The sequence below is a fragment of the Acidiphilium sp. AL genome (genome assembly GCF_025499445.1).
Lineage (GTDB): Bacteria > Pseudomonadota > Alphaproteobacteria > Acetobacterales > Acetobacteraceae > Acidiphilium > Acidiphilium iwatense.
The window spans coordinates 170,986-197,483 of sequence record NZ_JAIMBZ010000003.1 but is presented as its reverse complement, the minus strand read 5'-3'; the positions used below and the strand labels follow the sequence as shown (position 1 = coordinate 197,483).

Annotated in this window: 26 protein-coding genes and 1 pseudogene; 7 read left to right on the top strand and 20 right to left on the bottom strand. The window is 62.4% G+C overall.

Features of this window, described 5'->3' with window-relative positions:
- The first annotated feature begins 33 nt into the window (after positions 1-33).
- Positions 34-573, top strand: coding sequence for a translation initiation factor IF-3 (gene infC / locus AiwAL_RS03860; protein ID WP_235703168.1), 540 nt, complete (start codon positions 34-36; stop codon positions 571-573).
- 13 nt (positions 574-586) lie between these two features.
- The gene (locus tag AiwAL_RS03855; protein WP_235703117.1) at positions 587-1,228 is read left to right on the top strand and encodes a hypothetical protein; all 642 of its coding nucleotides are present in this window, start codon (positions 587-589) and stop codon (positions 1,226-1,228) included.
- Here AiwAL_RS03855 and AiwAL_RS03850 read toward each other — a convergent pair.
- The 6 genes from AiwAL_RS03850 to AiwAL_RS03825 form a co-directional block, all read right to left on the bottom strand.
- On the bottom strand, positions 1,206-2,012 hold the full coding sequence (locus AiwAL_RS03850; protein WP_235703118.1) for an exodeoxyribonuclease III: 807 nt from the start codon (positions 2,010-2,012) through the stop codon (positions 1,206-1,208). The two genes, AiwAL_RS03855 and AiwAL_RS03850, sit on opposite strands and share 23 nt — an antisense overlap.
- Positions 2,009-2,692 (bottom strand): fumarylacetoacetate hydrolase family protein, encoded by a 684-nt coding sequence (locus AiwAL_RS03845; RefSeq protein ID WP_262312158.1) that lies wholly within the window; start codon positions 2,690-2,692, stop codon positions 2,009-2,011. The genes AiwAL_RS03850 and AiwAL_RS03845 overlap by 4 nt, the downstream gene beginning before the upstream one ends.
- A 16-nt stretch (positions 2,693-2,708) precedes the next feature.
- Positions 2,709-3,482 (bottom strand): gamma-glutamyl-gamma-aminobutyrate hydrolase family protein, encoded by a 774-nt coding sequence (locus AiwAL_RS03840; protein WP_262312157.1) that lies wholly within the window; start codon positions 3,480-3,482, stop codon positions 2,709-2,711.
- 88 nt (positions 3,483-3,570) lie between these two features.
- Complete coding sequence (locus tag AiwAL_RS03835; RefSeq protein WP_235703121.1) at positions 3,571-4,170, bottom strand: outer membrane lipoprotein carrier protein LolA; 600 nt, start codon at positions 4,168-4,170, stop codon at positions 3,571-3,573.
- Positions 4,171-4,212: 42 nt separating this feature from the next.
- Complete coding sequence (locus AiwAL_RS03830) at positions 4,213-4,602, bottom strand: MarR family transcriptional regulator (RefSeq protein ID WP_235703122.1); 390 nt, start codon at positions 4,600-4,602, stop codon at positions 4,213-4,215.
- Between the two features lie 215 nt (positions 4,603-4,817).
- Positions 4,818-6,206: a M17 family metallopeptidase gene (locus AiwAL_RS03825; RefSeq protein WP_235703123.1), complete on the bottom strand. Its 1,389-nt coding sequence runs from the start codon at positions 6,204-6,206 to the stop codon at positions 4,818-4,820.
- A gap of 120 nt (positions 6,207-6,326) precedes the next feature.
- On the opposite strand from AiwAL_RS03825, the gene AiwAL_RS03820 reads away from it, so the two are divergent.
- Positions 6,327-7,070 (top strand): DUF1223 domain-containing protein, encoded by a 744-nt coding sequence (locus AiwAL_RS03820; protein WP_235703124.1) that lies wholly within the window; start codon positions 6,327-6,329, stop codon positions 7,068-7,070.
- A gap of 11 nt (positions 7,071-7,081) precedes the next feature.
- On the opposite strand, the gene AiwAL_RS03815 is transcribed toward AiwAL_RS03820, so the two are convergent.
- On the bottom strand, positions 7,082-7,744 hold the full coding sequence (locus AiwAL_RS03815; protein WP_235703125.1) for a TetR/AcrR family transcriptional regulator: 663 nt from the start codon (positions 7,742-7,744) through the stop codon (positions 7,082-7,084).
- A gap of 371 nt (positions 7,745-8,115) precedes the next feature.
- On the opposite strand from AiwAL_RS03815, the gene uvrC reads away from it, so the two are divergent.
- A complete protein-coding gene (uvrC, locus tag AiwAL_RS03810; protein ID WP_262312156.1) occupies positions 8,116-9,990 on the top strand; it encodes an excinuclease ABC subunit UvrC in 1,875 nt (624 codons plus the stop codon).
- A 110-nt stretch (positions 9,991-10,100) separates the two neighbouring features.
- The gene (locus AiwAL_RS03805; RefSeq protein ID WP_262312155.1) at positions 10,101-12,389 is read left to right on the top strand and encodes a Hint domain-containing protein; all 2,289 of its coding nucleotides are present in this window, start codon (positions 10,101-10,103) and stop codon (positions 12,387-12,389) included.
- Here AiwAL_RS03805 and AiwAL_RS03800 read toward each other — a convergent pair.
- Genes AiwAL_RS03800 through rfaD form a run of 5 tightly spaced genes read right to left on the bottom strand, consistent with a single transcriptional unit; the run spans position 12,310 to position 16,760 of the window.
- Entirely contained in the window at positions 12,310-13,242 is a 933-nt protein-coding gene (locus AiwAL_RS03800; RefSeq protein WP_262312154.1) for a hypothetical protein, read from the bottom strand. The two genes, AiwAL_RS03805 and AiwAL_RS03800, sit on opposite strands and share 80 nt — an antisense overlap.
- The gene (pgeF, locus tag AiwAL_RS03795; RefSeq protein ID WP_262312153.1) at positions 13,239-13,988 is read right to left on the bottom strand and encodes a peptidoglycan editing factor PgeF; all 750 of its coding nucleotides are present in this window, start codon (positions 13,986-13,988) and stop codon (positions 13,239-13,241) included. The genes AiwAL_RS03800 and pgeF overlap by 4 nt, the downstream gene beginning before the upstream one ends.
- On the bottom strand, positions 13,985-14,935 hold the full coding sequence (locus AiwAL_RS03790; RefSeq protein ID WP_262312152.1) for a class I SAM-dependent methyltransferase: 951 nt from the start codon (positions 14,933-14,935) through the stop codon (positions 13,985-13,987). The genes pgeF and AiwAL_RS03790 overlap by 4 nt, the downstream gene beginning before the upstream one ends.
- Before the next feature lie 20 nt (positions 14,936-14,955).
- Entirely contained in the window at positions 14,956-15,783 is an 828-nt protein-coding gene (lgt, locus tag AiwAL_RS03785) for a prolipoprotein diacylglyceryl transferase (protein ID WP_235703131.1), read from the bottom strand.
- The gene (gene rfaD, locus AiwAL_RS03780; protein WP_262312151.1) at positions 15,780-16,760 is read right to left on the bottom strand and encodes an ADP-glyceromanno-heptose 6-epimerase; all 981 of its coding nucleotides are present in this window, start codon (positions 16,758-16,760) and stop codon (positions 15,780-15,782) included. Before rfaD ends, lgt begins: the two co-directional genes overlap by 4 nt.
- A 54-nt stretch (positions 16,761-16,814) precedes the next feature.
- Between rfaD and AiwAL_RS03775 the strand changes: the two genes are divergently transcribed.
- On the top strand, positions 16,815-17,141 hold the full coding sequence (locus AiwAL_RS03775) for an accessory factor UbiK family protein (RefSeq protein WP_235703133.1): 327 nt from the start codon (positions 16,815-16,817) through the stop codon (positions 17,139-17,141).
- Here AiwAL_RS03775 and AiwAL_RS03770 read toward each other — a convergent pair.
- From AiwAL_RS03770 to AiwAL_RS03735, 8 genes and pseudogenes are all read right to left on the bottom strand, one after another.
- The gene (locus AiwAL_RS03770) at positions 17,132-17,722 is read right to left on the bottom strand and encodes a nucleoside triphosphate pyrophosphatase (RefSeq protein ID WP_262312150.1); all 591 of its coding nucleotides are present in this window, start codon (positions 17,720-17,722) and stop codon (positions 17,132-17,134) included. The two genes, AiwAL_RS03775 and AiwAL_RS03770, sit on opposite strands and share 10 nt — an antisense overlap.
- Positions 17,723-17,726: 4 nt before the next feature.
- A complete protein-coding gene (locus tag AiwAL_RS03765) occupies positions 17,727-18,734 on the bottom strand; it encodes a zinc-binding alcohol dehydrogenase family protein (RefSeq protein ID WP_235703134.1) in 1,008 nt (335 codons plus the stop codon).
- Positions 18,735-18,784: 50 nt separating this feature from the next.
- Entirely contained in the window at positions 18,785-19,528 is a 744-nt protein-coding gene (locus AiwAL_RS03760) for a M48 family metallopeptidase (RefSeq protein ID WP_262312149.1), read from the bottom strand.
- Positions 19,492-19,962, bottom strand: a complete 471-nt coding sequence (locus tag AiwAL_RS03755; RefSeq protein ID WP_235703136.1) for a YcgN family cysteine cluster protein — start codon at positions 19,960-19,962, stop codon at positions 19,492-19,494. Before AiwAL_RS03755 ends, AiwAL_RS03760 begins: the two co-directional genes overlap by 37 nt.
- A gap of 38 nt (positions 19,963-20,000) precedes the next feature.
- Positions 20,001-20,729, bottom strand: a complete 729-nt coding sequence (locus tag AiwAL_RS03750; RefSeq protein WP_235703137.1) for a lipid-binding SYLF domain-containing protein — start codon at positions 20,727-20,729, stop codon at positions 20,001-20,003.
- 56 nt (positions 20,730-20,785) lie between these two features.
- The gene (locus tag AiwAL_RS03745) at positions 20,786-21,412 is read right to left on the bottom strand and encodes a histidine phosphatase family protein (RefSeq protein WP_235703138.1); all 627 of its coding nucleotides are present in this window, start codon (positions 21,410-21,412) and stop codon (positions 20,786-20,788) included.
- Positions 21,413-21,427: 15 nt separating this feature from the next.
- Positions 21,428-22,231 (bottom strand): ABC transporter permease, encoded by an 804-nt coding sequence (locus AiwAL_RS03740; RefSeq protein ID WP_235703139.1) that lies wholly within the window; start codon positions 22,229-22,231, stop codon positions 21,428-21,430.
- Positions 22,228-22,960 (bottom strand): annotated as a pseudogene (locus AiwAL_RS03735) (ABC transporter ATP-binding protein). The gene AiwAL_RS03740 and the pseudogene AiwAL_RS03735 overlap by 4 nt, the downstream one beginning before the upstream one ends.
- Positions 22,961-23,081: 121 nt before the next feature.
- Between AiwAL_RS03735 and AiwAL_RS03730 the strand changes: the two are divergent.
- Positions 23,082-26,498, top strand: coding sequence for an FAD-dependent oxidoreductase (locus AiwAL_RS03730; protein ID WP_262312168.1), 3,417 nt, complete (start codon positions 23,082-23,084; stop codon positions 26,496-26,498).

Below are 26,498 nucleotides of genomic sequence, written 5' to 3'. Positions count from 1 at the left end.
AAATTGATTCCGAAACCACCACAGGAGAGCGACATAGCCAGACTACCTGCTCCGCCGACCCCGCCTAGCCGCGAAGGGCCGCGCGTCAATGAGGATATTCGTGTGCCGCAGGTCCGATTGATCGACCAGGACGGCGAAATGATGGGTGTTTTGAGCACCAGGGAAGCGCAACGCCGCGCCACCGAGGTTGGTCTCGACCTCGTCGAAATCAGCCCGAACGCCGACCCGCCGGTCTGCAAGCTGCTCGATTACGGCAAGTTCAAATACGAGCAGCAGAAAAAGAAGAACGAAGCGCGCAAAAAGCAGAAAGTGATCGAGATCAAGGAGATCAAGGTTCGCCCGAATATCGACGAGAACGATTATCAGGTGAAGCTGCGTGCCATGAAGAGCTTCATCGGCGAGGGCGACAAGGTCAAGGTGACGCTTCGGTTCCGCGGCCGGGAAATGGCGCATCAGGAGCTTGGCGTGAAGGTTCTCGAACGGATTCGCGTCGATATGGAAATCGATACCAAGGTCGAGCAGATGCCGAAAATGGAGAACCGGCAGATGGTCATGGTGCTCAGCCCTCGCTGAGCATTTCCGTCAGGTGACGATCGGGTTTGTCACGGGATTGGCTGCCGAGGCGCGCCTGCTTGCAGGCGTGTCGCGGTTTGTCGGCATTGGTGGCGGCACGCCGGAAGGTGCTGCCACGGAAGCGGAACGCCTGATCGGTCTGGGAGCGGCCGGGCTGATCAGTTTCGGTCTGGCGGGCGGCCTTGATCCTGCTTTGCCGCCGGGGTTTCTTCTGGTTCCGCAACGGATCGTCGAGCAGGACTCCACGTACGAATGCGACCCGAGATTGATCGAAAAGATCGGCGGAGTCACGGTGGGATTGCTCCTGGGCGGCGATGCCGTCGCGGCGACGATCGCCGCAAAGGCGGCATTGTTCGGCGGAACAGGGGCTTCGGCAATCGACCTTGAATCCGGTGCCATCGCTCGGGTAGCTCGGGCGCACGGCGTTCCGTTCGCCGTGCTGCGCGCCGTCGCCGATCCGGCATGGCGCGATCTGCCCGCAGCGGCGATCATTGCCCTTGACCATGCGGGACGGATTGCCATCGGCCGGATTGCCTTGAGCATCGCGCGACAACCAGGCCAGTTGCCGGCTCTCATGACCTTGGCGCGCGACGCGGCAAAAGCGCGCAGCACCTTGCTCGAGCGGGTCAGGGTCAGATTTTCAACGTCACCGTGACGGGGACGTGATCGGACCCGCGGGGCCAATCGCGCGCATCCTTATGGATGGTGTAGCTCTGCAACGCGGATTCGAGGTCTTGGGAAACCCAGACGTGATCGAGCCGCCGTCCGCGGTCGGAGGCCCGCCAGTCGCGGTTCCGGTAGGACCACCACGTATAGAGTTTCCGGTCGGGTGGGACGAAGTGCCGGACGGCGTCGACGAATCCCTGGGCGCGCCAGGCATTCAGCCCCTCGGTTTCGGGCGGGGTGTGGCTGACGACATCGAGTAACTGCTTATGACTCCAGACGTCGTTTTCCAAGGGCGCGATGTTCAGATCGCCGACTAGGATGGAGCGGCTGGGCGGCGCTTCCGCGAAATGAGCGCGCGCTTCGGCAATGAAGTCCAGCTTGTGGCCGTATTTCGGATTGGCGTCGCGATCCGGGATGTCGCCGCCGGCCGGGACATAGAAATTATGCAGCAGGATCGGCACCTTGCCGGTTTCGACATAGGCAGCAAGATGCCGGCAATCGGATTTCAGGCACCAGTCCGGGGTATCCTCGACCGGCGACAGCTTCAGGCGGGAAAAGACCGCGACGCCGTTATAGCCCTTCATGCCCCGATGCAGCACATGGGGCAGGCCCAGCCGTTCGCCCAGATCAGCGGGAAACAACGGATCTGGGACCTTGGTTTCCTGCAGACAGATGATGTCCGGCTTGGCGTCGTTTACCAGAAGAGGCAGCAGATCCTGGCGCAGGCGAACGGAATTGATGTTCCACGTGGAGATTGTGAGCGTGGCGTTCATTCCACCCGAAAGGCGAAGCCGCCAATTCCCTCGATATCGGCCGCGAGGGAATCGCCGCGCTCCACGGCACCGACGCCCTCGGGCGTTCCGGTAAAAATCAGATCGCCCGGCTTCAGGATGACCAGATTGGAGAGGAATGCGATGATATCGGGCACCGGCCATATCATGTCGGCAAGGTTGCCGTCCTGGCGCAGCTTCCCGTTTATGGTGAGCGAGACGCGGCCGGAAGCCGGATGCCCGATTCGTGCCGCCGGGGTGATCGTGCCGATTGGAGCCGATTCGTCGAAACCCTTGCTCATGTCCCAGGGTCGGCGCAAGGATTTAGCTTCGTCCTGCATATCGCGCCGGGTCAGATCGACGCCGGCGGCATACCCGTAGACATGATCGAGTGCGCTGGCCACGGGAATGGCCGCGCCGCCGTGGCTGATCGCGATGACCAGTTCGACCTCGTGGTGCAGCGATCGCGTCGCGGGGGGGAAGGCGACCATTGCCTGTGTCACCAGCGCGTCGGCCGGTTTGGTGAAGAAGAACGGCGGCTCGCGATCGGGATCGGCGCCCATTTCCCTGGCATGGGCCGCATAGTTGCGTCCGACGCAAAACACCCGGCGGACCGGAAATAATCCTCCGCCCGCCACGGGAACGGTCGAAACCGGCGGCGGTTCGATTACGAAATCAGCCATTCATCCCCCAAACATTCTATGCGGCCGCGACTTTTCGTTCCAGGTTGCGAACCGCCTCGCCGAAACTTTTAAAAATACGATGCGACGCGACATCCTTATCGAAATCGTATTCGGGATGCCACTGCACGCCGAGCAGATAACCGGCTCCGGTCCCGCTGACCGCTTCGATCGTACCGTCGATTGCCCGAGCTTCGACCAACAGGCCGGAAGCAAGGCGATCGATGCCTTGATTATGAAGGGAATTCACCGGGAGCGAGTCTGTCCCGACCAATCGTTCGAGTGCGCCGCCGGGAACGAGGATGACGCGATGCGCTTTTCCCGTGCGAACCGGCGCATGGGGCTGCATCGGCGTCGAGTGGTCGATTCGGCCGGGAAGATCCTGGAGTCTCTGGTGCAGCGTGCCGCCCAGCGCGACGTTCAACTCCTGCAACCCGCGACAGATCGCGAGAACCGGCATCCCGCGTTCGATCGCCCCGCGCACCAAAGGCAGCGTGACATGGTCCCGTTCGGGGTCTTCGGGTGCGTCCTCCGGCGGCTGCGGCGGTCCGCCATAAAAGACGGCGGCGACATTGCTGCGGCTGCCGGTGAGAATCAGCCCATCGAGACGATCGAGCAACGTCGCGACATCCGCATGCGCGCCATTCGCCGGGATCAGCAAGGGAATTCCGCCAACCACCTCATCGACCGCCCGAACATAGGTGTCGGATGCCGCATGATTGATCATGCCGAAGACGCCAAACAGTTTTCGGCAACAGGAAATGCCGATCAACCGCGACGATCTGATTGTCATGATGGTTTCGTCGCAAATCCCGCCGATTTTGTCAGCCCTTTTTGATGTCGCGGCTGTGTTGCGGCAGGTGGGGAGGACGGGATTTCAATCAATTATGCGAGAATCCCTGGACATATTCGAAATCCTTGTCGGGAAACGGCTTGGTGGCGTGAAGATCGTACAGGCTGACCTGGGTGATCTGCCCCTGAGCGTCGGTAACCCGCCACTGGCGGAGTTCGAGAGGATCGGTGGAGAAAACCAGCGTTATATGACCTTGTGCCGCCTTGCCGGTGCGGATCAGCGTTACCTGAATTTCGCCGGGCGGCTGGGCAACCCGTGTCACGGTCACGGGCCCGGACAGTTGCACGGTCTTGGCGAGCAGAATTCCCAGAGGTGTCGATGACAGCGGAATATTGGTCGTCTGATTCAATTGCGGGTCATGATAGACGAGCAAGCCGAATCCCGCGACCAGCAGTTGCGGGTTCGGTTTGTCATATTGGAACCGCATCTTTCCGGGGCGTTGGACGATGGCCTTCCCCGTCCTTACCGATCCGTCGGGGCCGACCTGCATGAAGCGAGCTGTGATCGTTTTCAATCCGTTGAGATAAGCGGAAACCTGGGCCAACAGGGCCTGTGATCCGGTCACCGCCGGAGTGGCGCTGACACCATCCTGCATAGTCCCGATCAGACAAAGTCCGGCGATCATCATGCCGGCGGCGAATCGCCGGGCGGCCGATTTAAGGATCACGCTTCAGCCCGCGGCCGCCGGCCGGCGAGCGGAGATATCCCCATGCTGCTTCCCGTTGGCCACCAGTTCATTCATGACCGTCCTGATCTCGCGAAGAAACGCCGTGCCTTTGGTGGTGCGCTGTACCAGGACGCTGCGGCGGTCCGACGGATCCACTTTTCTCCGCGCAAGATCGAGATCGGACAATCGATCGAGCGCGCGCGTGATCGCCGGCTTCGAGACGTTCAATTGACCGGCCAAGCCCCGGACCGTGTGGGCGCCGTCATTCAAATAGCAGGTCAGGAACACACCCAGTTGCCGGGCGGACAGATCAACCCCGTCCCGGCGCACCAGAGCGACAATGGTATCGCGAAGGATGCCGACCAGTTCGTCCGAAGTCATTTGCGTCGCCATAAAACACTCCTCTGTGATCCGTAGGCCGCCGATTTCATCGAAATGACCGGCGGATTTCCGAACTTCCGCGTGGGTGCGATCGTGGTCGCCTCATTGCCGCTTCGGAGCGACCGCCCCTCCATCAGGTATGAGACTTTGAAGGGGCGAACAAGACATTAAAACATGAAAACATTGCAACTCCGTTGCAAGACCCTCGGCCCCAATTTTGGCACAATCTAATCATTGCGAAGAGTGCAAAATGTTTCGATTGCCGTGAAGGCCGCGCGCAAACCTTGCGCCTCGCCGCCTTCGGGCCGGCCTGGCCGCGTTTGGTCGTTCCAGGCGTAAGTGTCGATATGCGCCCAAGGGATGGATTGTGGCACGAAACGTTCGAGAAAAAGCGCTGCGACAATCGCGCCGGCGAAGGGCTTCTGACTTACCGTGTTCAGGTCGGCGACGTTGCTGTCGAGCCAGGGCGCGTAATCCGCCCAGAGCGGCAGGCGCCAGAGCGGATCGCGAGCGCCGGTACCGGCGGCGATCAGCGCATTGGCGATCCCGTCGTCATTGGCGAACAACGCCGGAAGCTCGGGTCCGAGAGCGACGCGCGCGGCTCCGGTCAAGGTGGCGAAGTCGATCAGCCAGTCAGGTTTATCAGCGGCGGCATCGGCCAGGAGATCGGCCAGCACCAACCGGCCTTCCGCGTCGGTATTGCCGACTTCCACGGTCAAACCGGCCCGTGTATGCAGCACGTCGAGCGGCCGCATGGCTTGGCCCGATATACTGTTCTCGACGCAGCCGATCCGAACGTCGAGCCGAACCGGCAGATTTCTCGTCATGATCGCCTGTGCGAGGCCGAGCGCGATTGCCGCACCGCCCATGTCCTTTTTCATGCGGAGCATCGCAGCACTTGGCTTGATGTCGTAACCGCCGGTATCGAAGCAGACTCCTTTGCCGCAGAGCGAAATCAGCGGCAGGGCAGCGTTGTCCCGCCAGGAGAAGCGAAGCATCTGCGCCGCTCTCGACGAACCTGCCCCGACCGCGGCGAGGGCGGGATAACCCGCCTGCAAATCCGTTCCGGTCACGCGCTGAATGCGTCCGCCACATCGCGCAGCCAAGTCGGCAGCCGTATCGGCGAGTTCCGCCGGCCCAAGCAGGTTGGCCGGTGTGTTGATGAGGTCGCGGGCAAAGCAAATTGCTTCGGCAAGCGCTATCGATCGTCCCTCCGAGGGCGGCGTCACGATCCGCGCCGGGGTTTCCGTTCGGGGTTTCAGGCGGTCGAACCGGTAGGCTCCCATCGCCGCGCCAAGAATGGCCAAGTCGAGATCGTAATCGCCCGGCATCAGGCGCCAGATTGTCGCGGGGGGCAGTTGCGTCGCCAAACCGCCGAACGCCGCGGGTGAGCGATCTTCTCCAAGGCCGAGAATGGCACAAGCCAAGCCGTTTGCACCCGGAAGAATTACAACACTTTGTGCTTCGGCCTTGAAATGCTGTGCGCGGATGAACGCGACGGCGGAAGGATCATGGCTTGCCAGGAATGCATCGAGCCCCGCCGGGCGAACCGGATAGAGGGGTAAGGCGTCGTCGTCGGTTACGTCGAGTCCTGCCAGATGTGTCGCATGAGCCATTGATCGGTCCTTCGTCGGTATGGCTGCCAGGATTGTCCGTCGGCGCTCATGGCGCAAGCGTGATCGCGCGTCCCTGCTTTGTGTCTTGTGTTTACCCCGAACCCGCCGTTTCTTCGCGGCATGAGGCGCGCGTCAATCCTGGTTGCCGGATATGTTTGCCTGGCTGTCGCGCCGTGGCCGGCGTTTACGGCTATCGCCGCGGCACGGCCTGCTGCGAAGACCGTCCATTTCGTCGAATTCTATACCAGCGATGCATGTTCCAACTGCCTGCCGGCGGATAAGGCGGTTGCGGCCTCGGCCGGACGGCCCGGCCTTGTTCTCCTGAGTTTTCACGTGCCTTATTGGAACTATCTGGGCTGGGACGACAGGCTCGGCCTGCAGGCCGCTGTGGCGCGCCAGGAAGCCTATGCCCATCATTGGCGCTGGTCCGACATCTTTACCCCGCAGGTCATCGTCAATGGCCGGATCAGCGGAACCGGAAAATCGCCGGCCGACCTCGATCAGTTGATTGCCTCGGCGCAACCAATTCGCCGACTCAGCATCAGGCCGGGCAAAAACAGTCTCAAGGTTGCTTTGCCCAAACTGTCCGGTGCGAACGGCTCCACCGTCTGGATCGCGGTTTTCGATCCCATGCGCATCGTCGCCGTGAGCCGTGGCGAGAATGCCGGCCATAGACTCGATGAGGTCGATGTCGTCCGCGACATCATGCCGATCGCCCATGTCGGCAAAATGCCCGATACTCTGTCAGTGGCGAGCGATGTGCTCGAACGCCATCGAGGGATCGCGGTTTTCCTGGAGCGGGGGCGAGGCGGCCCGGTGATCGCCGCGGGTGCGCTTGTATTGCCGTCCCGGCGTGTTCCGTAGGTCGCTGAGGTCTAATCGGGCAGGTCGGATGGAAGAGCGTCGATCATGCTCGCCTGGAGATAGAATTGGATGTTGCGCGCAAGCCATGCCTTGAAGTGGTTGAGTTGCGCCGTATGGTTTGCCGGGCTGGTCGTGCCCAGCAACTGAGCGCCGAAGATCGCATTGCCCATTGCGATCGTCGTCACCATGAAGGCAAGCATGCGGGAATCCTCGGGATCGGGTAATGCGCCGCCGACCCGCTCGGCATAGATCAGACGGCCGCCATGGATGAGATCGACGATATCCGACAACGCGCGGCTCATGGAACCCGGCGGATTATCGGCGTCCGCTCCGAGCCACGCGACGCGTTGCGCCAACCCGCCGTCGAAGGCGCTGAAGACATTGTCGAGAACCTGATCGATAAGTTCCCGGCGCGGCGACGTCGCCTGATCCAGCACGGCATGCATCGCCGATTTAAGCTGGCTGATGGTTCTGGCGTTCAATGCGTTGAGCAGGCCTTCGCGGCTGCCGAAATGGTGGAGGATGACCGGATGCGACAAACCGATATCGGCTGCGATGTCCTGCAGCCGGAGACCGCCTGGGCCGGAGCGTGCCAGCCTTGCTTCGGCCGCGTCCAGGATGACCCGTTTTGCGTCGTCCGCGTTGCGGCGCGTCCGTTTTCTGGTAGCTGTCATGTCCTTGAACAGACGTAATCGTGATCCGAAGTCAATCGAAATGTGTATATGTCACAACGACCGCATGATTGCTTCCCGGTTCCCGAACTTCCGTCTGACGCACCGGGGGAGACAGGATGGTTTGGCGGCAAAGTTGTCCACCTGCCAGAATATCGCGCTAAAACAGGCCGCTAGGTAACGGATCTGTCATGATAATGACATATTCTCATTTAGACAAATCAAGAATATCAACGACTTATTGTGTATTTTCAAAATTTCGAGCTATTTGAAAAGGTTGCGATGGACAGACGCAAATTTTCCGTTTCCAGAAGGTTACGCACAGAATTATCCACAACCCGCCGAAATGACCGTTTTGCCAAGTTCCTGCCGTGATGTCTGACCTGGATTCCATTGGCCCTGGCGTGATCGAGGCGGCGTTGACGACGCTGCCCTCCGGTCCGGGCGTGTATCGGATGCTCGATGCGGCCGGGGAAGCTCTCTATGTCGGTAAGGCGCGCAGCCTGAAAAAGCGGGTGGCCGCTTATACCCAGCCGGCGCGGCTTCCCGAGCGCTTGCGCCGCATGGTCGCCGAGACCGCGAGTCTCGAGGTGGTCACCACCCACACCGAGCCCGAGGCGCTTCTGCTCGAAGCCAATCTAATCAAGCGGCTGAAGCCGCGATATAATATTCTGCTTCGCGACGACAAATCATACCCCTGGCTTCTGCTGACCGAGGATCATCCGTTTCCCCAGATCACCAAGCACCGCGGCGCGCAGACCCGCAAGGGCAGCTATTGGGGTCCGTTCGCCTCGGCATGGTCGGTCAACCAGACGATCCAGGCTCTACAGCGCGTGTTCCTGTTGCGCACCTGCGCGGATACCGTATTCGCCACCCGGACTCGCCCCTGCCTGTTGCACCAGATCAAGCGTTGTTCCGCGCCCTGTGTCGGCCGGATTTCGCCCGAGGACTATGCCTCTCTGGTTGGTCAGGCGCGTGCGTTTCTCTCCGGCCGCTCGGGAACGGTGCAACGCGACCTTGCGGCCGAGATGGAAACTGCCTCCGCCGCACTGGAGTTCGAGCGCGCAGCCGCGATCCGCGATCGCATCCGGGGGCTGACCCACATCCAGGGTTCCGATGTGATCAATCCGGGAAGCATCGCGGATGCCGATATCATCGCGATCCATCAGGCGGCAGGCCAGTCCTGCGTTCAGGTGTTCTTCATTCGCGGTGGACGCAACAACGGCAATCGCAGCTTTTTCCCGGCACAGGCACGCGGGGAGCAGGCCGCCGACGTGCTGGGTGCGTTCATCAGCCAGTTCTACGATGACAAGACGCCACCCCCGTCGATTTTGTTGAGTCATAGTGTGACTGAATCGTCCCTGATCGGCGAGGCTCTCTCGTTGAAAGCTGGCCGGAAGGTCGAATTGGCGGTGCCCGCGCGCGGCGAGAAGCATGATGTCGTGCTTCACGCCGAAATCAATGCTCGAGAGGCGCTGGAACGGAAACTGGCCGAATCGGCGGGTCAAGCGAAACTGCTGGCGGCGACGGCCGAGATATTCGGTCTGGATCAATCTCCCATGCGAATCGAGGTGTACGACAACTCCCACATCATGGGGACGAGCGCCTATGGCGTGATGATCGTGGCCGGTCCCGACGGGCTGGCCAAATCGGCCTACCGGAAATTCACGATCAAGGGATCACTCACGCCCGGCGACGATTTCGCGATGATGCGCGAAGTGCTAACCCGGCGCTTCTCCCGCGCAATCGCCGAAGACCCTGACCGCAGCGAAGGCACATGGCCCGATCTGGTGCTGATCGATGGCGGTGCCGGCCAGTTATCGGCGGCGCAGTCGGTGCTCGACGATCTCGGCGTTCAAAATATTCCGCTGGTGGCGATCGCCAAAGGGCCGGATCGGGATGCCGGGCGAGAATGGTTTCATCTTGCCGGACGTTCGCCCTTCCAGTTGCCGGAGCGCGATCCGGTGCTCTATTTCCTGCAGCGCCTGCGCGACGAGGCGCATCGCTTCGCGATCGCGACCCATCGATCCGGGCGCAGCAAGAAAATCACCAGAAGCGAACTTGACGAAATTCCGGGGATCGGTGCCTCCCGCAAGCGTGCCTTGCTCAATCATTTCGGTTCAGTGCGCGGCGTGAAACAAGCCGGATTGCGGGACCTGGAGGCGGTTATCGGTATTAATCGGGCCGTAGCACGGATGATTTATGCTCATTTCAACCCAGGCACTCACATTGATCAGCCATCCTTATGATCGGGAAAATTCATGAGACATGAAAATTTCACGTGACACAACTTAAGATTTAATTAAAATACATCCTCTGGTTGTTGGTTTGCATAACCCAGCCGATTTGAGGAGCCGTCATGTCCAGCACGATCAGTGGAACCCTCCGAAACGGGGTGATTCTAGAAGCACCGAGCTACGCCAGTCCGACAACGATCATCGGGACGATCGACGCGTCCGGCGGAAACGCCGTTTCGGCCCTCTCGGACTGGGATATTGCAATCACCGGCAGCATAACCGCATCGACCGGTGATGGCATTTTTCTCAAGGACGGCGGCTTCATCGATAATTCGGGGGTGATCGACGCCGCATCCTCATATGCGGTCTTTGCCGCGGCACAGACGGACAGTCTGATAAACAGCGGTTCGATCTATGGCGGCAGAGCCGGCGTGCTGATGGTGAATGCCACGGTCAATCTCGACAACCGTGTCTCGGGCACGATCGATGGCGGGACGCTGGGAGTCAAATTCACCGGGGCCGGTACGGTGAACAGCACGTTGCTCAATGCGGGACTGATCGAAAGCGCGGCGGGCACGGGCGTCAGGTTGACGGAAGCTTCTGGCGTTAATTCCACGGGAGGCGTCGTCAGCGGAAGTTCCGTCGGGATTTATGTCGGCGCTCTATCGACCGTCATGAATGCTGGTACTGTTGCCGGCGGCACAGGTATTCTGGTTGGCGGGACGGGAGTCACGGTTGTGGACTCCGGGACGATTTCCGCATCCGTCGGCAATGCGATTTCATTTGCCTCCAATGCAGCTTCGCCTGCCGCTCCCGATTTTCTCACATTGCTGCCGGGCGCGGTCCTCATCGGAACCGCGAGCGGCGGCGGCGTCGCCGATGTGGTGTTCGCCGGCACGACACCCGGAACCTTTGCGAATGTCGGTCGAGAATTGACGGGATTTCCGACGATTTCGATTGCGCCCGGAGCTGAGTGGGCATTTTCCGGGATGTCCACCATGCTCGGCAACGTGACGTTCGAGAATGACGGCACGCTGATTCAAAGCGCAGGCGATATCCTCACGATCGATTCCACGATCAATGGCACCGGAACGATCGAACTGGACGCAACGACCCTCGCGACCGGCAATACGGTCGGCTCCGGCGAGGTTTTCGATTTCCTGACCGGATTCTCGACGCTTTTGCTGTCCGGGAGTCATGTTTTTTCCGGCACCATCGCCGGTTTCCAGGCTGGCGACACGATCGAATTGACCGGCTTCGGGGTTGATGCATCAATTACCGGCACCTTGATCGGCGATGTCATGACTTTGTCGGGCGGGATCGATCCGGCGATGATCACCTTCGCATCGAATCCTGGTTCGCTCGATGTCGTGCCGATTCTGGGTGGGGGGGCAACGAAATCCTATGAAATCGTCGCACCCTGTTTTCGGGCCGGCACAAGATTGTTGACCCCGGACGGGCAGCGTCCGGTGGAGAGTCTGCGGAAGGGCGACCTACTTGTGACCCATGGCGGTGCTGTCCGGCCAATCATCTGGCATGGACAGCGCCGGATCGATTGTCGCAAACATCCCAGGCCGGAAACGGTCTGGCCGATCCTGATCGAACTCGATGCCTTCGGGCCCGGTTTTCCTTCGCGCGATCTCCATCTTTCGCCCGATCACGCGCTCTATTGCGACGGCGCTTTGATTCCGGTGCAATTCCTGATCAACGGAGTCTCGATTCGTCAGATCGCCGTGCCGAACGTAACCTATCATCATGTCGAGTTGGCGGATCATGACGTGGTCTGGGCGGAGACGCTGCCGGCCGAGACCTATCTCGATTGCGGCAATCGCCATAACTTCGTCCGCCAGGGCAAAGCCATCACGCTGTTCCCGGAATTCGAGCAACCCGAATGGGATGTGAAACGGGCTTTTGCGCCCTTGGTAACGCAAGGTCCCACGCTGGCCATGGTGCGGGCGCGCCTTCACGATCGGCTGGAAGCGCGGGGCTTCAGATGTGTTGCAAGCCAATTCCAGGTTTTTGCCGATCAGCAGCCATTATCGTCCGCAAACTCAGGGAGCGGCCGACACGTCGTGCGCCTGCCAACGGGCGCTACGAATCTCGTCATCGGTTCGGCTGCGTCCAGCCCGGCGGAAACCGACCCGGCGGCGCAGGACCGGAGACGCCTCGGCATCGCCATCACTGGTGTTCTCGTCGACGGTCTTCCGGTTCACGAGGCAGATCCGCGCTTCGGTACCGGATTTTATCCGCCCGAGCGGTCAGGCCGGCGATGGTTTCGCTGGACTGACGGTTCCGCGTCTTTCGGTGTTAGCGGGGTTCGGGAATTGTCGTTCACGGTTCAGGCCGCATCGATGATTTGGCAGGCGTCGCCGGATGAGAATCGGAGGCGATCCGTTTCGGGATTGCGTTGACGATCACCTGCTTCAAACCAAGGGCCGCCTGCTGAGCTGCTGCCATCGCAACGTCGCCCCAATAAGGTGTCATCTGCGATGGCTTCAGATCGTGCAATTGGCTGACCTTGCCAATGAATTCGCCGCTTTGGCCGCGAACGATCCAGTCGAGTTCGACGATATCGACTCCGCCTCTTTCTTGCGAATGCGTGCTGGGAGACGCCTTGACGGTGCCGTTGACGATGAAATCGGCGTCATGTTTGTTGGCAACCATAACAATGCCGAGTTGCGGCAGATCGCGCTGAAGATTGATCGCCAGTGCGTGATCGCCATCCCCCGGCGCGCCGCCGACGCCGGCGAACAGCACGCGCGGCGGCCGGTTCTCGAGCGATAGCGGGTTGCTCTGCTGCACGCTCGCGTTGATCGCGCTGAGTTGCGTGGCGAGTTCCGGCGCGGCGGATTCGGCGGCGACCTTCAAAACGGCGGGATCGCCATTGGCCCAGGCCTGCTCCGCCACGGGCGCGCTGGTTGCGTGTCCATAGATTTTGCCGGTGGGGCCGACGATCGAGAAAGCCGGGACGACCTGGCTTTGAACGATCCTTGCCTGCGCGATCAAACGCCAGTCGGCCTTGCCGGCTGGACGGGCAAGGCTGGGCACGTCCCGTTTTACCAAGGCTTGCGCGAGGTCGGTTGCATAAAGCCGTGCCGCGTTGTCGCCCAGCAACGCATCGCGCGGCGGCGGAACGATCAGAACCGGCGGCGGCGGCACCGAGAGCAGAGCTCCTTCCGGGCCGGGCCTGCCGAGAAACGGCTGGGGCAAGGTGCCGCAACCGGCGAGCAGAAGAGGGATGAACAGGATAACGCGATGTTTCATGGAGCTCTCATGATGATCGAGATCTGGAGCCCGCCCGGACCTTCCGCGCGGAGGGTCCGGCGCCGATGGGAGAAGAAACGTGCCTCATCGGCATAGGTGTCGTGCGGCAGAATACTGGTCTCGACCCTGGCCGCGGCGAGTCGCTCGGCGCAGTAGCCGGGAAGATCGAAAAACCAATGGTTAGGGCGGCCGGAGACAAAGAATTTTCGATCAGACTTATCCCGTCCGACCACCGCGTCGCGCAAATCCTCGCCGACTTCGTAGCTTGCCTGATGGATGCACGGGCCGATGATGGCGGTGATATCGTTGGCGCCCAGGGCGCGCATCGCATCGGCAGTGGCTTCCAGCACGCCGGCAACCGCCCCGCGCCAGCCGGCATGAGCGGCTCCCACGATATGCGATCTGGCATCCGCGAACAGCACCGGCGCGCAATCGCCCGTGATGATGCCCAGCGCGATGCCCAGCCGGTCCGTCACCATGGCGTCCGCTTCGACCCCGTCGCCCGATGTCCATGGCGTGCGTGCGGTCACGACGCGGGGGCCGTGAACCTGTTTGAGGCCAAGCAGATTCGAAGGCATGGCGCCGATCGCCAGGGCGGCGCGGGAGCGGTTTTCAGCCACGTGTGCGGCATCGTCCTGACCGAAAAGTCCGCAATTCAGGCTGGAATAGACGCCCTGCGATACGCCGCCCTCGCGGGTGAAGAATCCATGCGGCGCGGCAAGCGCGCCTCGGAAATAGGGGGTCATGCTGAAAAACCAGGTGGAATTCGCATACTGGGGTGGCGGATCGCGAGCGTCTTGAACAGGCTGCCCATCGCCTCGGCGGAAGTTAGGCGACGGGTCGCCGCGAGGAGCCGCACCGCCATTTCCGGCGATGCGGCGCGTCCGAGCTGCGCCGTGCGCTCATGAATGCCAAGGGCGGCCAGGAAAGCGCCCTGCGCAATCGGTCCCGACACGGAGCAACCCGCTTCTGTGGCAGCAATGGCGAGCCGGGCGAAATCGACATGGGCGGTCAGGTCGGCGGTGCCCGGTTCGGCAAGTGGATCGGCCGGAACGCCGGCACGAATCGCCTGCAAGCTTTCGCCCGGCCCTCCCTGTGCCGATCCGTAATCGACGATCAGCGCAACACCGCCCATCCGCGCGATCCGCGCGGCGAGAGCGGCGACGAATTCTTCGGCAGCTTCGCCATATTCATGAACCACGCCGCATTCATTGGCAGGAAAGCTGGCATCGGCCGGGACTTCGATGAACCGGCCGTTTTCGATATGGCGCTCGGTCCAGCCGGTCTCCCGCCGAACGAACTGGCGAATCGGCAGGGCATCGAGGAATTCATTAGCAATCAGAATGATCGGGCCGTCCGGCAGGCCGGACAGATCGGAATGGATCGTGGCATCGGGCAGGGCGGTCGCCAATTCCCCGATCAGGCGCGGCGATGTCTCGATCAGATGCGGCGACATGGCCTCGGCGAAATCGGGCAGGGCGCGGCGGATCGCGCGCAGCGCATCCCGCATCAAGGTTCCGCGGCCGGGGCCTGCTTCGGCGAGAACGATCCGCCCCGGCGATCCCATCATCTGCCAGACCAGCCCCGCCCACAGGCCGAGCAATTCACCGAATATCTGCGATATCTCGGGTGATGTGGCGAAATCGGCGAACGGATCACGCGTTGCGTAATAGGCGGCATTGGCTCGCGCCATGAAGCGATCCAGCCGTTCGATCACGCGGCGAGGACGGTCTGACGGCGCGAGACGCGTTTGGCGCGCCAGATCATGACGGCGCCGAGCGCGATCATGGGAATCGACAATAACTGTCCCATCGTCAGTCCGAACATCAGATAGCCAAGGAACCAGTCGGGCTGGCGGAAACATTCCGCCGTGGTTCGCGCAATTCCATAGCCGAGCACGAAAATTCCGGCGAGGTAGCCCGGCTGGCTTCTGACCCGCTCGCTCCGCGAAGCGGCGAACAGCACGATGAATAAAACGAGCCCTTCCAGACTCGCCTCGATCAGCTCCGACGGGTAGCGCGGCACGTCCGAACCGGATTGAGGATAGATCATGCGGAATGGGAACCAGGTGGGTGCCGGCCGGCCCCACAACTCGCCATTGATGAAATTGGCGATGCGGCCGAGAAACAGGCCGATCGGCACCGGTACGGCGACACGATCGGCGAAGCGCCATGGATCAAGCCCCTGGCGATGGCAGTAGATTAGAATCGCAACCGCGACGCCGATCATCCCGCCATGGAAACTCATTCCGCCATCCCAGACCGCGTAGGTGCGGTTCAGGTGATCGAGGAAATACACCGGCTGATAAAACAGGATGTAGCCGAGCCGGCCGCCGAGAACGACCCCGAGCGTCGCCCAGGACAGGAAATCATCCACCTGCTCATGGGTTGCGACGGCCGGTCTTTCCCGCACCAGGCGGCGCATCAGCCGCCAGCCAAGGACCAGCGCCGTGATATAGGCGAGGGCGTAATAATGAATAGCGAACGGCCCGAATTTCACCAGGATCGGATCAAAATGCGGCCAAGTATAGACATGATTCATCGATATGGGTCCGATTGCTTCAGAAATTCCGTGACATAGCGGGTAACGCCGTCTTCCAGCGTGGTGAAGCGATGTTCGAAGCCGGCGTCGCGCAACCTGTCCATATTCGCCTGGGTGAAAGATTGGTATTGACCGGCGAGGCGTTCCGGCATCGGCACGAACTCGATCCGCTCGGGCACGCCATTGGCGGCACACACCGCGCGGGCGAGATCGGCATAGCTGCGCGCCGTGCCGGTACCGAGGTTGAACAGCCCCGAAACGCCCGGATGGTCAAGCAGAAACAGCAGTGCCGCGACCACGTCGTCGACCCAGATGAAATCCCGCGCCTGGGCGCCATCGGTCAGATCGGGCCGATCGGACCGGAACAGGGTCGCGGGACGGCCAGCGGCGATTTCGTCGTGCTTGACCTTCACGACCGAGATCATCGCGCCCTTGTGATATTCGTTCGGGCCATAGACGTTGAAGAACTTGAGGCCCGCCCATTGCGGCGGGCGCGGCCGGCTGGAAGCGCATTCCCCGGCAACCCACAGGTCGAAGGCATGTTTCGACCACCCATAGAGGTTCAGAGGGCGCAGCCGGCGCAAGGCGGCGTGGTCGAACGCATCGTCGAAGCCCGCAGAGCCATCGCCGTAAGTCGAGGCCGACGACGCATAGATCAGCGGCACGTTGTGCACAGCACACCAATGCCAGAGATGCTGGCTCAGCGTCACATTGCTGTGCCAGACCAGATCGCCGTCGGTTGCGGTGGTTTCGCTGATCGCGCCGAGATGCACGATCGCCTGCAGCGGCGGATCGGACCCGAGATAATCGGCGATGCGATCGGGCCCGATCAGCCGAGCGGGGGGATGCTTGCGGAGGTTGCGCCACTTCCCTGTTTCGCGCAGGCGATCGGCGATCGTGACCTCCACCATCCGCTCATGCAGCGCCGCATGCAGATTCGACCCGATGAAACCGGCTCCGCCCGTGACCAATATCATGCCGGGGCTTATAGTCGGGGACCGCCGATCCGTCATCACTGGGAGAGATTCATCATGACCGAACGACCGAGATTTTTCGACGATCTGGCGGGGGTGGCGGGCGGTGCATTGTCCGCATTCAGCGGTTTGCGCGACGAGATGGCCGCACTGATCCGCGCTCGGATCGACGAGGCAATCCGTAAGCTCGATGTCGTGCGCCGCGAGGAATTCGAGGCGATGGCCGAATTGGCCGCCAAGGCGCGGGCCGAGACCGAATTGCTGGCCGCCCGCGTTGCCGCATTGGAGGCGATGATGGTTCCAGCAGCGCCGCGGGGTGTCGAACCGCTTCCGCCACAATCGAATCCGGCCCCGGAATTACCGCCGGAGACCGATCACGGTTGAATTTCGCCCGCTTGTCGTAAAAAGCCGAGCAGGGGCAACAGCGGCAGGCCGAGAATCGTGAAGAAATCCCCCTCGATCCGGTCGAACAACTGAATACCGAGCCCTTCCAGCCGATAGGCTCCGACCGAGCCGAGCAGGGCTTCGCCTTCACTGGCCAGATAATCGGCGATGAACGCATCCGAAACCGCTCGCATCGAAAGGCGCGGCGCTTCCGCGTGATGCCAGATTACCGCGCCGCCTCGCATGCAGACCACGGCGGTTTCCAGGCGATGCGACCGGCCGCGCAGGCGGTGGATATGAACACCGGCCTGCGCAACGTCGCGTGGCTTGTCGAACCACTCACCCTCGCAATCCAGAACCTGGTCTGCGCCGATGACCAGGGCCTCGGGCCGGCGGGCGGACATGCGCGAGGCCTTCGTCTCGGCGAGCATCAGGGCCAGTTCGCCTGCTTTCAGCCTGTCCGCCTTGGCCGATTCCTTCATGCCGGCCTCGTCGATCATTGCCGGCGCGGTCTCGATCGGCACGCCTGCGCGCAGAAGCATGTCGCGCCGCGTCGCCGAGGCGCTGGCCAGCACGATCACGAAATCAGAACCCCTCCAGCACGATCTTTCCATGGGTGTGGCCGGATTCGATCGCCGCATGGGCGCGGCGCAGATTTGCCGCGTTGATCGACCCGTAATTCTCAGTCAGCGTGGTGCGCAGAACGCCTTGATCGATCAGCCGGCTGACCGCCTGAAGGATTTGGTGCTGCTCGTTCATCCGCGGCGTCTGGTGCAGGGACCGCGCAAACATCGATTCGGTGTGGATCGAGGCGGATTTGTTGAACAGCTCATGAAGATCGAGCGGCGGTGTGGTCTCGATCAGACCGATATGACCTTCGGGAGCCAAGGTCCGGCAAAGGGCGCGCCAATGGCTTTCGACATGGTTGGTACAGAAAATATACGCCGGCGGCGCGACCTCGCAGGCCAGGATCTGGGCGGCGATGTCGCGATGATGATCGATGACGTGGTGCGCACCGAGCGCGGAACACCATGCCCGAGTCTCCGGCCGGGACGCCGTGGCGACCACCGTAAGCCCGGTCAGATGGGCAGCGAGCTGGATCGCCATCGACCCCACGCCGCCGCCGCCGCCAACGATGAGAAGCGTGTCGCCACGGGTCCGGTCGCGCGGGATGGCAAACCGATCGAACAGCATCTCCCATGATGTCAGCGTGGTCAGCGGCAGTGCCGCCGCCTCGGCGAAGGAGAGGGATCTCGGTTTGCGGGCGATGAGACGTTCGTCGACGATCTGGTATTGTGCATTGCTCCCGGAACGATCGACCGCGCCGGCGTAATAGACCTCGTCCCCGACGCCGAACTGGGTCACGCTCGAGCCGACCTGACGCACGATTCCGGCCGCGTCGAAGCCGAGAATCCGGGGTTCGCCCAGGGGTTCGTTGCGGCGCCTGATCTTGGTATCGACCGGGTTGACCGCAACCGCGCGCACTTCGACGAGAACGTCGTGGCGCCGCGGGGTCGGCTCGGGCAGATCGACGTCCACCAGAGACTCTTCTGCCGTGATCGGAAGGGAATGGGTAAAGGCGACCGCTTTCATGAGGGGATTTTTTTCTCGCTATTTCAGGGTGGGACGGATGTGGGCCGGGTTCAGGAAATTCGCAACAAACCGGGGCCGTGGGTACTGAGCCAACTGGTCGCGGCGGCGCGATACGGCGTGAGGCGATTGGTCAAGTCCCAGAAGGCGGACCCGTGGTTCAAATAGCGAAGATGCGCGACCTCATGAGCGATCACATAATCCTGAACGAAATCCGGGGCCATGATCAATCGCCACGAGAACATCAGCGTGCCATCCGGCGCGCAACTTCCCCAGCGGGATGTCGTATCCTTCACCCGGACCCGGCGGGGCCGAACTCCGATCTTCGCGGCCGTCTCGTGGGCACGCTGGGAAAACCGCTCATGGGCGAATTCGCGCAGCGCATCGCGCACGCGGCGGGCCAGGAACTCCTTCTGCCCGGTGACCCGGATGATCGACGCCGCGATAACCGTCCCGCCACGCATGACAGGATCATGGATGATGGTCCGGGGCGTCCCGCAAACCGGGATCATTTCTCCGTCGGCAAGCCGCATCGGCGCGGGCAGTGCGGCGAGCTTGGCCGCCACCCAGTCCTCATGCCCCCGCAGAAGTGCCAGTCCGGCACGTCTCGAGCCGCGCGGCGGGAGAGTGATCACGATTTCGCCACCCTGAGGATCGATTTTCAGGGCGACGCGCCGGGCGCGCTGGCTGCGCCGCCATCGCACCGAGGCGGCGCGTCCACCAATGATGACCGATTCTTCGTGGAGGTCGAAATTCGGGCTCATCGAGTTCGCCGCCGGGGCCAGCGCGAGGGCCATTCCACCACATGGTGCTCCAGCGGCCCCGCGTCGCGTTCGCTCACCGCGCGGCCGGCGATCGAGGCCCCGGCCCGGTGCGTGCTCCGGCGATCGCCGGTGACGAGGGGATGCCAGTCGGGCAGGTCGCGCCCCTCCGCGATCAGGCGATAGGCGCAGGAGGGCGGCAGCCAGTCGATTTCGGCGAGGGAACCAGGCGTGAGGGCGACGCAGTCGGGAACCTCACGCCTGCGATTCGGATAGTCGCGGCACCGGCACGATGCCAGGTCGAGCATCCGGCAGGCGACATTGGTGAATTCGAGGCTGCCGGTATCCTCGTCGCGCAATTTGTGCAGGCAGCAGCGCCCGCACCCGTCGCATAAGGACTCCCATTCAGCCTCGTTCATCTCATCGAGACGCTTCTTTTGCCAGAACGGTGCGTCGACAGATTGCGGCATGAGCGCAATCTATCGCGCCGGTTCAAGCTCGCAAAGAACTATCCGCCAAATTTGGCCAGCATCGCCCGCAACGGATTCGCACCTGCATTATTGACAGACATGTTTACAACAATTTGCCTGGGGTCGATGAGCTGGCCATAATATTGCTGATCCAGCGCTGCATCGTTCGAGAACACTGATCCGGACAACGAAATGCCGCCATAAAGCCCGCGCGCCTTGGAAAAGGTGACAATATCCGCGCCCAGCGCGGTGCCGGTCGAACCGCCGACGCCCGCACCGATCGTCGCCACCGAAATTCCCGCATCGGCGCCAACCTTGAACTGGCTGTTCAGGAAGGCGTTGAGCGCGGTATCGTTCATCAGCAACATCACGACCTCGGCGTCCTGCACGCCGATCTGCAGTCCGAAGCTGCCGCTGCCCATGCTGTAGAAGGCCGGGTCGGACCACGAACCGCTGGCCGCGCGGGATACCAGGACGCAATCGCCGCCTTCGCCGCCGATGAAGAAGCCGGCCTTGAAGATCCGTGGGCAGACCACGACCGCCTTGGCCCGGCGAAGGAATTGCGTGGCTTGGTTGGCCTGGGCCGAGCCGTTGCCAAGCATGGTCTCGACGGTCAGGGTGGAGCGATCCACCAATTCCTGGGCGCCGTTCGAACTATTGCCATTGTTGGCGCACGCCGCCAACGGAGCCGCAAGCAAAATGGCGGCGATGCCCAGATTCCTGATTTTCAATGCCGAATGATTCCTTCGCCCATTCTTTTCAGCCATCGAGAACCTCCGCTTTGTTGCTTGCACAATTTATTTGGTCCATGAATTCAATTGATTCAAATGGATATTTGTTCATTCAGCGACACGAATCGCCAGGCGTGACGGTGGCGCTCGATCCGGGTGATCGACAGATTATCCACTGCCAGGCTGAGCGCCTGGTGTGCGCTTAAATCGAGCGCATGGGCAATCGCTGCGCGAATCGCTCCGCCATGGGAAATCGCAATGATGTTCCGTCCGGCGTGAACCTTGGCCAGACGTTCCAGGGCATCGCCGACCCGATCGCGCATGGCGGCGAATGTTTCGCCGTCCGGTGGTTCTTCGTCGCCGCCCACCGGCCAGAACGGATGCTGGCTCGGCCGATTGACGAAATCGCGCATCGGCAGTCCCTGCCACGCGCCGAAATCCTGCTCGATCAGTGCCGGTTCGACATCGGTGCTGATCGCGCCGTATCCGGCCTCCATGATGGAATCGGCGGTCAGGCGCGTGCGCGAGAGCGGCGTGACCAGCCAGACGGCATCGCGCGGCAACCGGGCTGCGATCGCAGCATAACGCGGTGCGTCGGCTGCCCTGGTCGCGGCACAAAGCGGCACGTCCAGCGTGCCGTAGAGGATCGAGAGGGATTCAGGAGCAACCAAGGCGTGGCGGATGAGCCAGAACCGCGTCGTCGTATCGGGATCGTACATGGATTACAGAAATCCCTATTCGCCGATGGAAATCAATGCGCCGTTGACCCGCGCGGCGCGGAACTGCGCTGCAAAAACCAGGGTCGCTCCGACCATCCAGATGAGGTTGAGGCAAAAGGCAGCCGCGAGCTGCGGCCAGTTCATGGCGTTATGGTATAAAACCGAGCGCATTCCGCCAAATATATGTGATGCAGGCAATATCTGGGCGACTGGCCGCAGCCAGACCGGAAGCACCGAAACGGGGTAGAACACGCAGGCAATCGGCGTGACGCCGAAAGCCAGCGTCCATGCCAGGGCCTCCGCCGAAGCGCCATAGCGGAACAGCAGGGCGATGACACCCAGCGACATCCACCATCCCATCAGTAAAAGATTGAGAAAAAATAGCAGTAGAGCGGGGCCGAGCGCGAACAGGTTGAAGGCATAGAGCAGAAAGGCGATCGCGGTCGCCGGCGCAAGGCCGATCACCGTGCGCATGACCGAGACCCCCAACAGGGCAAAGATCAGCTCCCGTGGGCGCAGCGGGCTGACGAACACGTGACCGAGATTGCGCGACCAGATTTCCTCCAGGAACGAAATCGTGACCCCCATCTGCGCGCGCAGTGCGACTTCCCAGAGCAGCACGCCGCCGATCAGCGCGCCTCCCGCCTTCACCGGCATGCTGGTCTGGCCATGGATCACGAATTGCGCGGTAAAGCCCCAGATCAGCAATTCCAGGGTCGGCCAATAGGCGAGTTCCAGCAGCCGTGGCCAGGATCGGCGATACAGGCAGAGATGCCGGTATATCAGCCCCCAGACCCGGCGGAGTCCGGGCGCGCTCACGCCGCTTTCCCGGCACGGGCGATGGCGAGAAACACCTGTTCCAGATCGTCCCGTCCATAGCGGGCGATCAACGCATCCGGCGCGCCGCGATCGACGATTTTTCCCTGCTTCATCATCAGCACGTCCGAACACAGTCGTTCGACCTCGGCCATGTTGTGCGAGGCGAGCAGGATCGCCGCGCCGCTTTCCGCGCGATAGGCTTCGAGCCGGCCGCGCACGTAATCCGCGGTATCGGGATCGAGGCTTGCGGTTGGTTCGTCAAGCAGCAGAAGCTCGGGCCGGTTGATGAGTGCCTTGGCCAGGGCGACACGGGTTTTCTGACCGGCCGAAAGGGCACCAGCGCGGCGCTTGAGCAGGGTTTCGAGATCGAACTCATGCGCGAGTTCGGCGATCCGGTGCCTGAGCTTCGGCACATTATAGAGATGACCGTAAACGGCGAGGTTTTCCGCAACCGTCAGGCGCATCGGCAGCGCCACATAGGGCGACGAATAGTTCATGCGCGCCAGCGCCGCGAACCGATCGCGCGCCATGTCGTGCCCAAGCGCTTCGATATCTACCGGAATCGGGCACCAAAATGCCGAGAAGCATGGAAATCGTGGTGGTTTTGCCGGCGCCGTTGCCGCCCAGCAGACCCACGGTCGCCCCGCGCGGAACCGTGAAGCCGATTCCGTCCACCGCCGTGACCGTTCCGAACCGCTTGGTTAATCGCTCGACCTTGATGGCACTCATGGCTTGCGCATAGCTTCCTGTGCGCCTTATGCCAATCTGACCCGTGAGGCAGCGCTTGTCCGCGAGGTGCGCGCTGTGGCAAGTCTTTCCGATGACCCAGACGGATAATGCTCGATCGGTGATGGTAGAATCAGGGACTCTGGCCGACCGGACCGCGCTGGTCCAGCTTGATCGTGACTTCGTGAAACGGCTGGAAATCGCCGATCCTTCGCTTCACGCCGCGCTGATGAGCGCGCGGGCCATTCCCGACCACCTCGAACGCAAGGCCGAGGCGGAACTGGTCATTGCGCTCGCGCCGCACCTTGAAGCCATGCTGGGCGAAATGTTCGGCATCGAGGACGAAATCGCGACGATCCGGGCGGTCACGGAGGCACGCGCGCCGGTTCATACGGTCAAGCGCAATTTCGTCCAGCGTCAGGCGGTGAAGTCCTATCCCGATCCCGCCGGGTTCGACGGTCCCGGCTTGCAGGCGGCGCTACAGGCTCACGGAATCACGCCATTTACCGAAACTAATTTCGCCAGGGCCGTGCTCGATTGGGAAGCGGCGGGCGATGCCGACGCGCTCGATCTCGCCAGGCGCTATGCCGCATGGGCGACTCTGACCGGGGATGGGCGTGCCGCCCACGCGGATGACGTGCTGTTCCGCACCCCGCATCGGATCGATCCGGCGCATCTGGTGCCAGTCGAAACAATCGAGCGGGACGGGGTGACCATGCTTCGCCTGCCCGAAGCCGGATGGCGCGCACGCGACGGATTCACCCTCACCGACGCCGGCATGACCACCGCGCAGGCGCTCGATCAGATGAATTACTGCATCTGGTGCCATGCCCAGGGCAAGGATAGCTGCTCGCAGGGGCTGAAGGATCGCAAGACCGGCGCATTCCAGTCCTCGCCGTTCGGCGTTTCGCTCGCCGGCTGCCCGCTGGAAGAGCGGATCAGCGAAATGCACCAGTTGCGTGCCGAAGGCATGCTGCTCGGCGCCTTCGCGACCATCATCATCGACAATCCGATGGTCGCGGCCACCGGTCACCGGATTTGCAACGACTGCATGAAGGCGTGCATCTATCAGAAACAGGAACCGGTCGATATCCCGCAGGCCGAAAGCAACATTCTGCGCGATGTGCTGGCTTTGTCCTGGGGTTTCGAGATCTACGCGCTGCTGACCCGGTGGAATCCGCTCGATATTCGTCGGCCGGTCGAGAAACCCGACACCGGCCGCTCGGCCCTGATCGTCGGACTCGGGCCGGCCGGATTTACCCTCGCGCATCATCTGCTCAACGACGGCCATCGCGTCGTCGCGGTAGATGGTCTGAAGATTGAGCCTCTGCCGTTCGATCCGGCAACGCCGATCCGCGATGCCGCCACGCTGTTCGAAAACCTGGACGACCGGGTGATGGCCGGATTCGGCGGCGTGGCGGAATACGGCATCACCGTGCGCTGGGACAAGAACTACCTGAAACTGATCCGCATCCTGTTGGAACGCCGCCAGCGTTTCGCCGCGTTCGGCGGCGTGCGGTTCGGCGGCGGCGGCACGCTGTCGCTCGACGATGCCTGGGCGATGGGCTTCGACCACATCGCGTTGAGCATGGGCGCCGGTCGACCGACCGTGCTCGACATTCCGAATGGCCTGGCGCGCGGCGTGCGCCAGGCATCCGACTTCCTGATGGCGCTGCAACTGACCGGGGCCGCGAAACCCTCCTCGATCGCCAATCTGCAATTGCGCCTGCCGGTCGTCGTGGTGGGCGGCGGCCTCACGGCAATCGATACAGCGACCGAAAGCCTCGCCTATTACGTCCGTCAGGTCGAGAAATTCGCGCTGCGGTACCGAATCCTCGCCGCCGAACGCGGTGCGGAACGCGTGCGCGCCGGCTGGTCCGCCGAGGATACCGAAATCGCCGAGGAATTCCTCGCACACGCCGACGCGCTGGCCGAAGAGCGTGCTGCGGCGGAACGCGAGGGCCGCGCGCCGCGTTTCGCGCCGATGCTCGACGGTTGGGGCGGTGCGACCATCGCCTATCGCCGCCGGTTGACCGATGCGCCGAGCTACACGCTCAACCACGAGGAAGTCGCGAAGGCGATGGAAGAGGGTGTGCGGTTCGCCGAAGGGCTGGCGCCGGTTGCCGTCGAGATCGACGATTTCGGCCACGCCACGGGATTGCGGCTGCGCGGGGCGGCGGGCGAAACCGTGCTGCCGGCACGCGCCATCCTGGTCGCGGCCGGCACCCAGCCCAACACGGTGCTCGCGCGCGAGGACGGCCGGATCAAGCTGGAAGGGCGTTATTTCCAGGCGATCGATGCGGCGGGCAATCCGGTGATTCCCGAACGCGCCGCGGCCAAGCCACATGAGACGCATGTGCTGATCCATCGCGCGCCGGATGGCCGGATGATCAGTTTTTTCGGCGATCTTCACCCGTCGTTTTTCGGCAATGTCGTGCGGGCGATGGGCAGTGCCAAGCGCGGCTACCCGATCGTCTCGGCGCTGATGAACGCACGGGCTCCCGCTACCGACGAGGATATTCTTGCCGTCGCGCGCGATGGGTTGCGGGCCACGGTCCATGCGGTGAACCGCCTGACCCCGATGATCGTCGAAGTCGTCGTGCGCGCGCCGGCGGCTTCTCGCGCGTTCCGGCCCGGCCAGTTCTTCCGGTTGCAGAATTTCGAAACCCTTGCTCCCACGCTGGACGAACCGGGTCTCCGTACCGTTCTGGCGATGGAAGGCTTGGCGATGACCGGCGCCGGCGCCGATCCCGCCGCCGGACTCGTCTCGATCATCGCGTTGGAAATGGGCGGATCGTCCGATCTCTGTGCGCAGCTCCGTCCGGGCGAACCCGTCGTGCTGATGGGACCGACCGGAACGCCCACCGAGATCCTGCCGGATTCCACTGTCGCCCTGGTGGGCGGCGGGCTCGGCAATGCGGTGCTGGTTTCGATCGGCGCTGCCTTGCGCGCAGCCGGATCGCGCGTGCTGTATTTCGCCGGCTACAAGAAACTTGCCGATCGCTATCGGGTCGAGGAGATCGAGCGTGCGGCCGATACGATCGTCTGGTGCTGCGACGAGGCACCGGGATTTATTCCAAACCGGAAGCAGGATCGCGCTTTCGTCGGCAACATCGTTCAGGCGATGGTCGCATACGGAAGCGACGCCCTCGGCGAGCAGGGTGTTCCACTCGCCGACTGCCACCATGTCATCGCGATCGGCTCGGACCGGATGATGCAAGCCGTCGGTGCGGCCCGGCACGGGATTCTGGCACCCTACCTCGCGCCGCATCATTCGGCGATCGGTTCGATCAACTCGCCGATGCAGTGCATGATGAAGGAAGTCTGCGCCCAGTGCCTGCAACTCCAGGCCGATCCGGTCACCGGCGCGCGCCGCGTCGTATTTTCCTGCTTCAATCAGGATCAGGCGCTGGATTCGGTCGATTTCGGCGTTCTCGCCGACCGGCTCGGGCAAAATCGGCTTGCGGAAAAACTCACCGCCCAGTGGATCGACCGCGCATTGCGCCGCCTTCAGGCGAGACCGGCCATCGCCGCCGAGTAG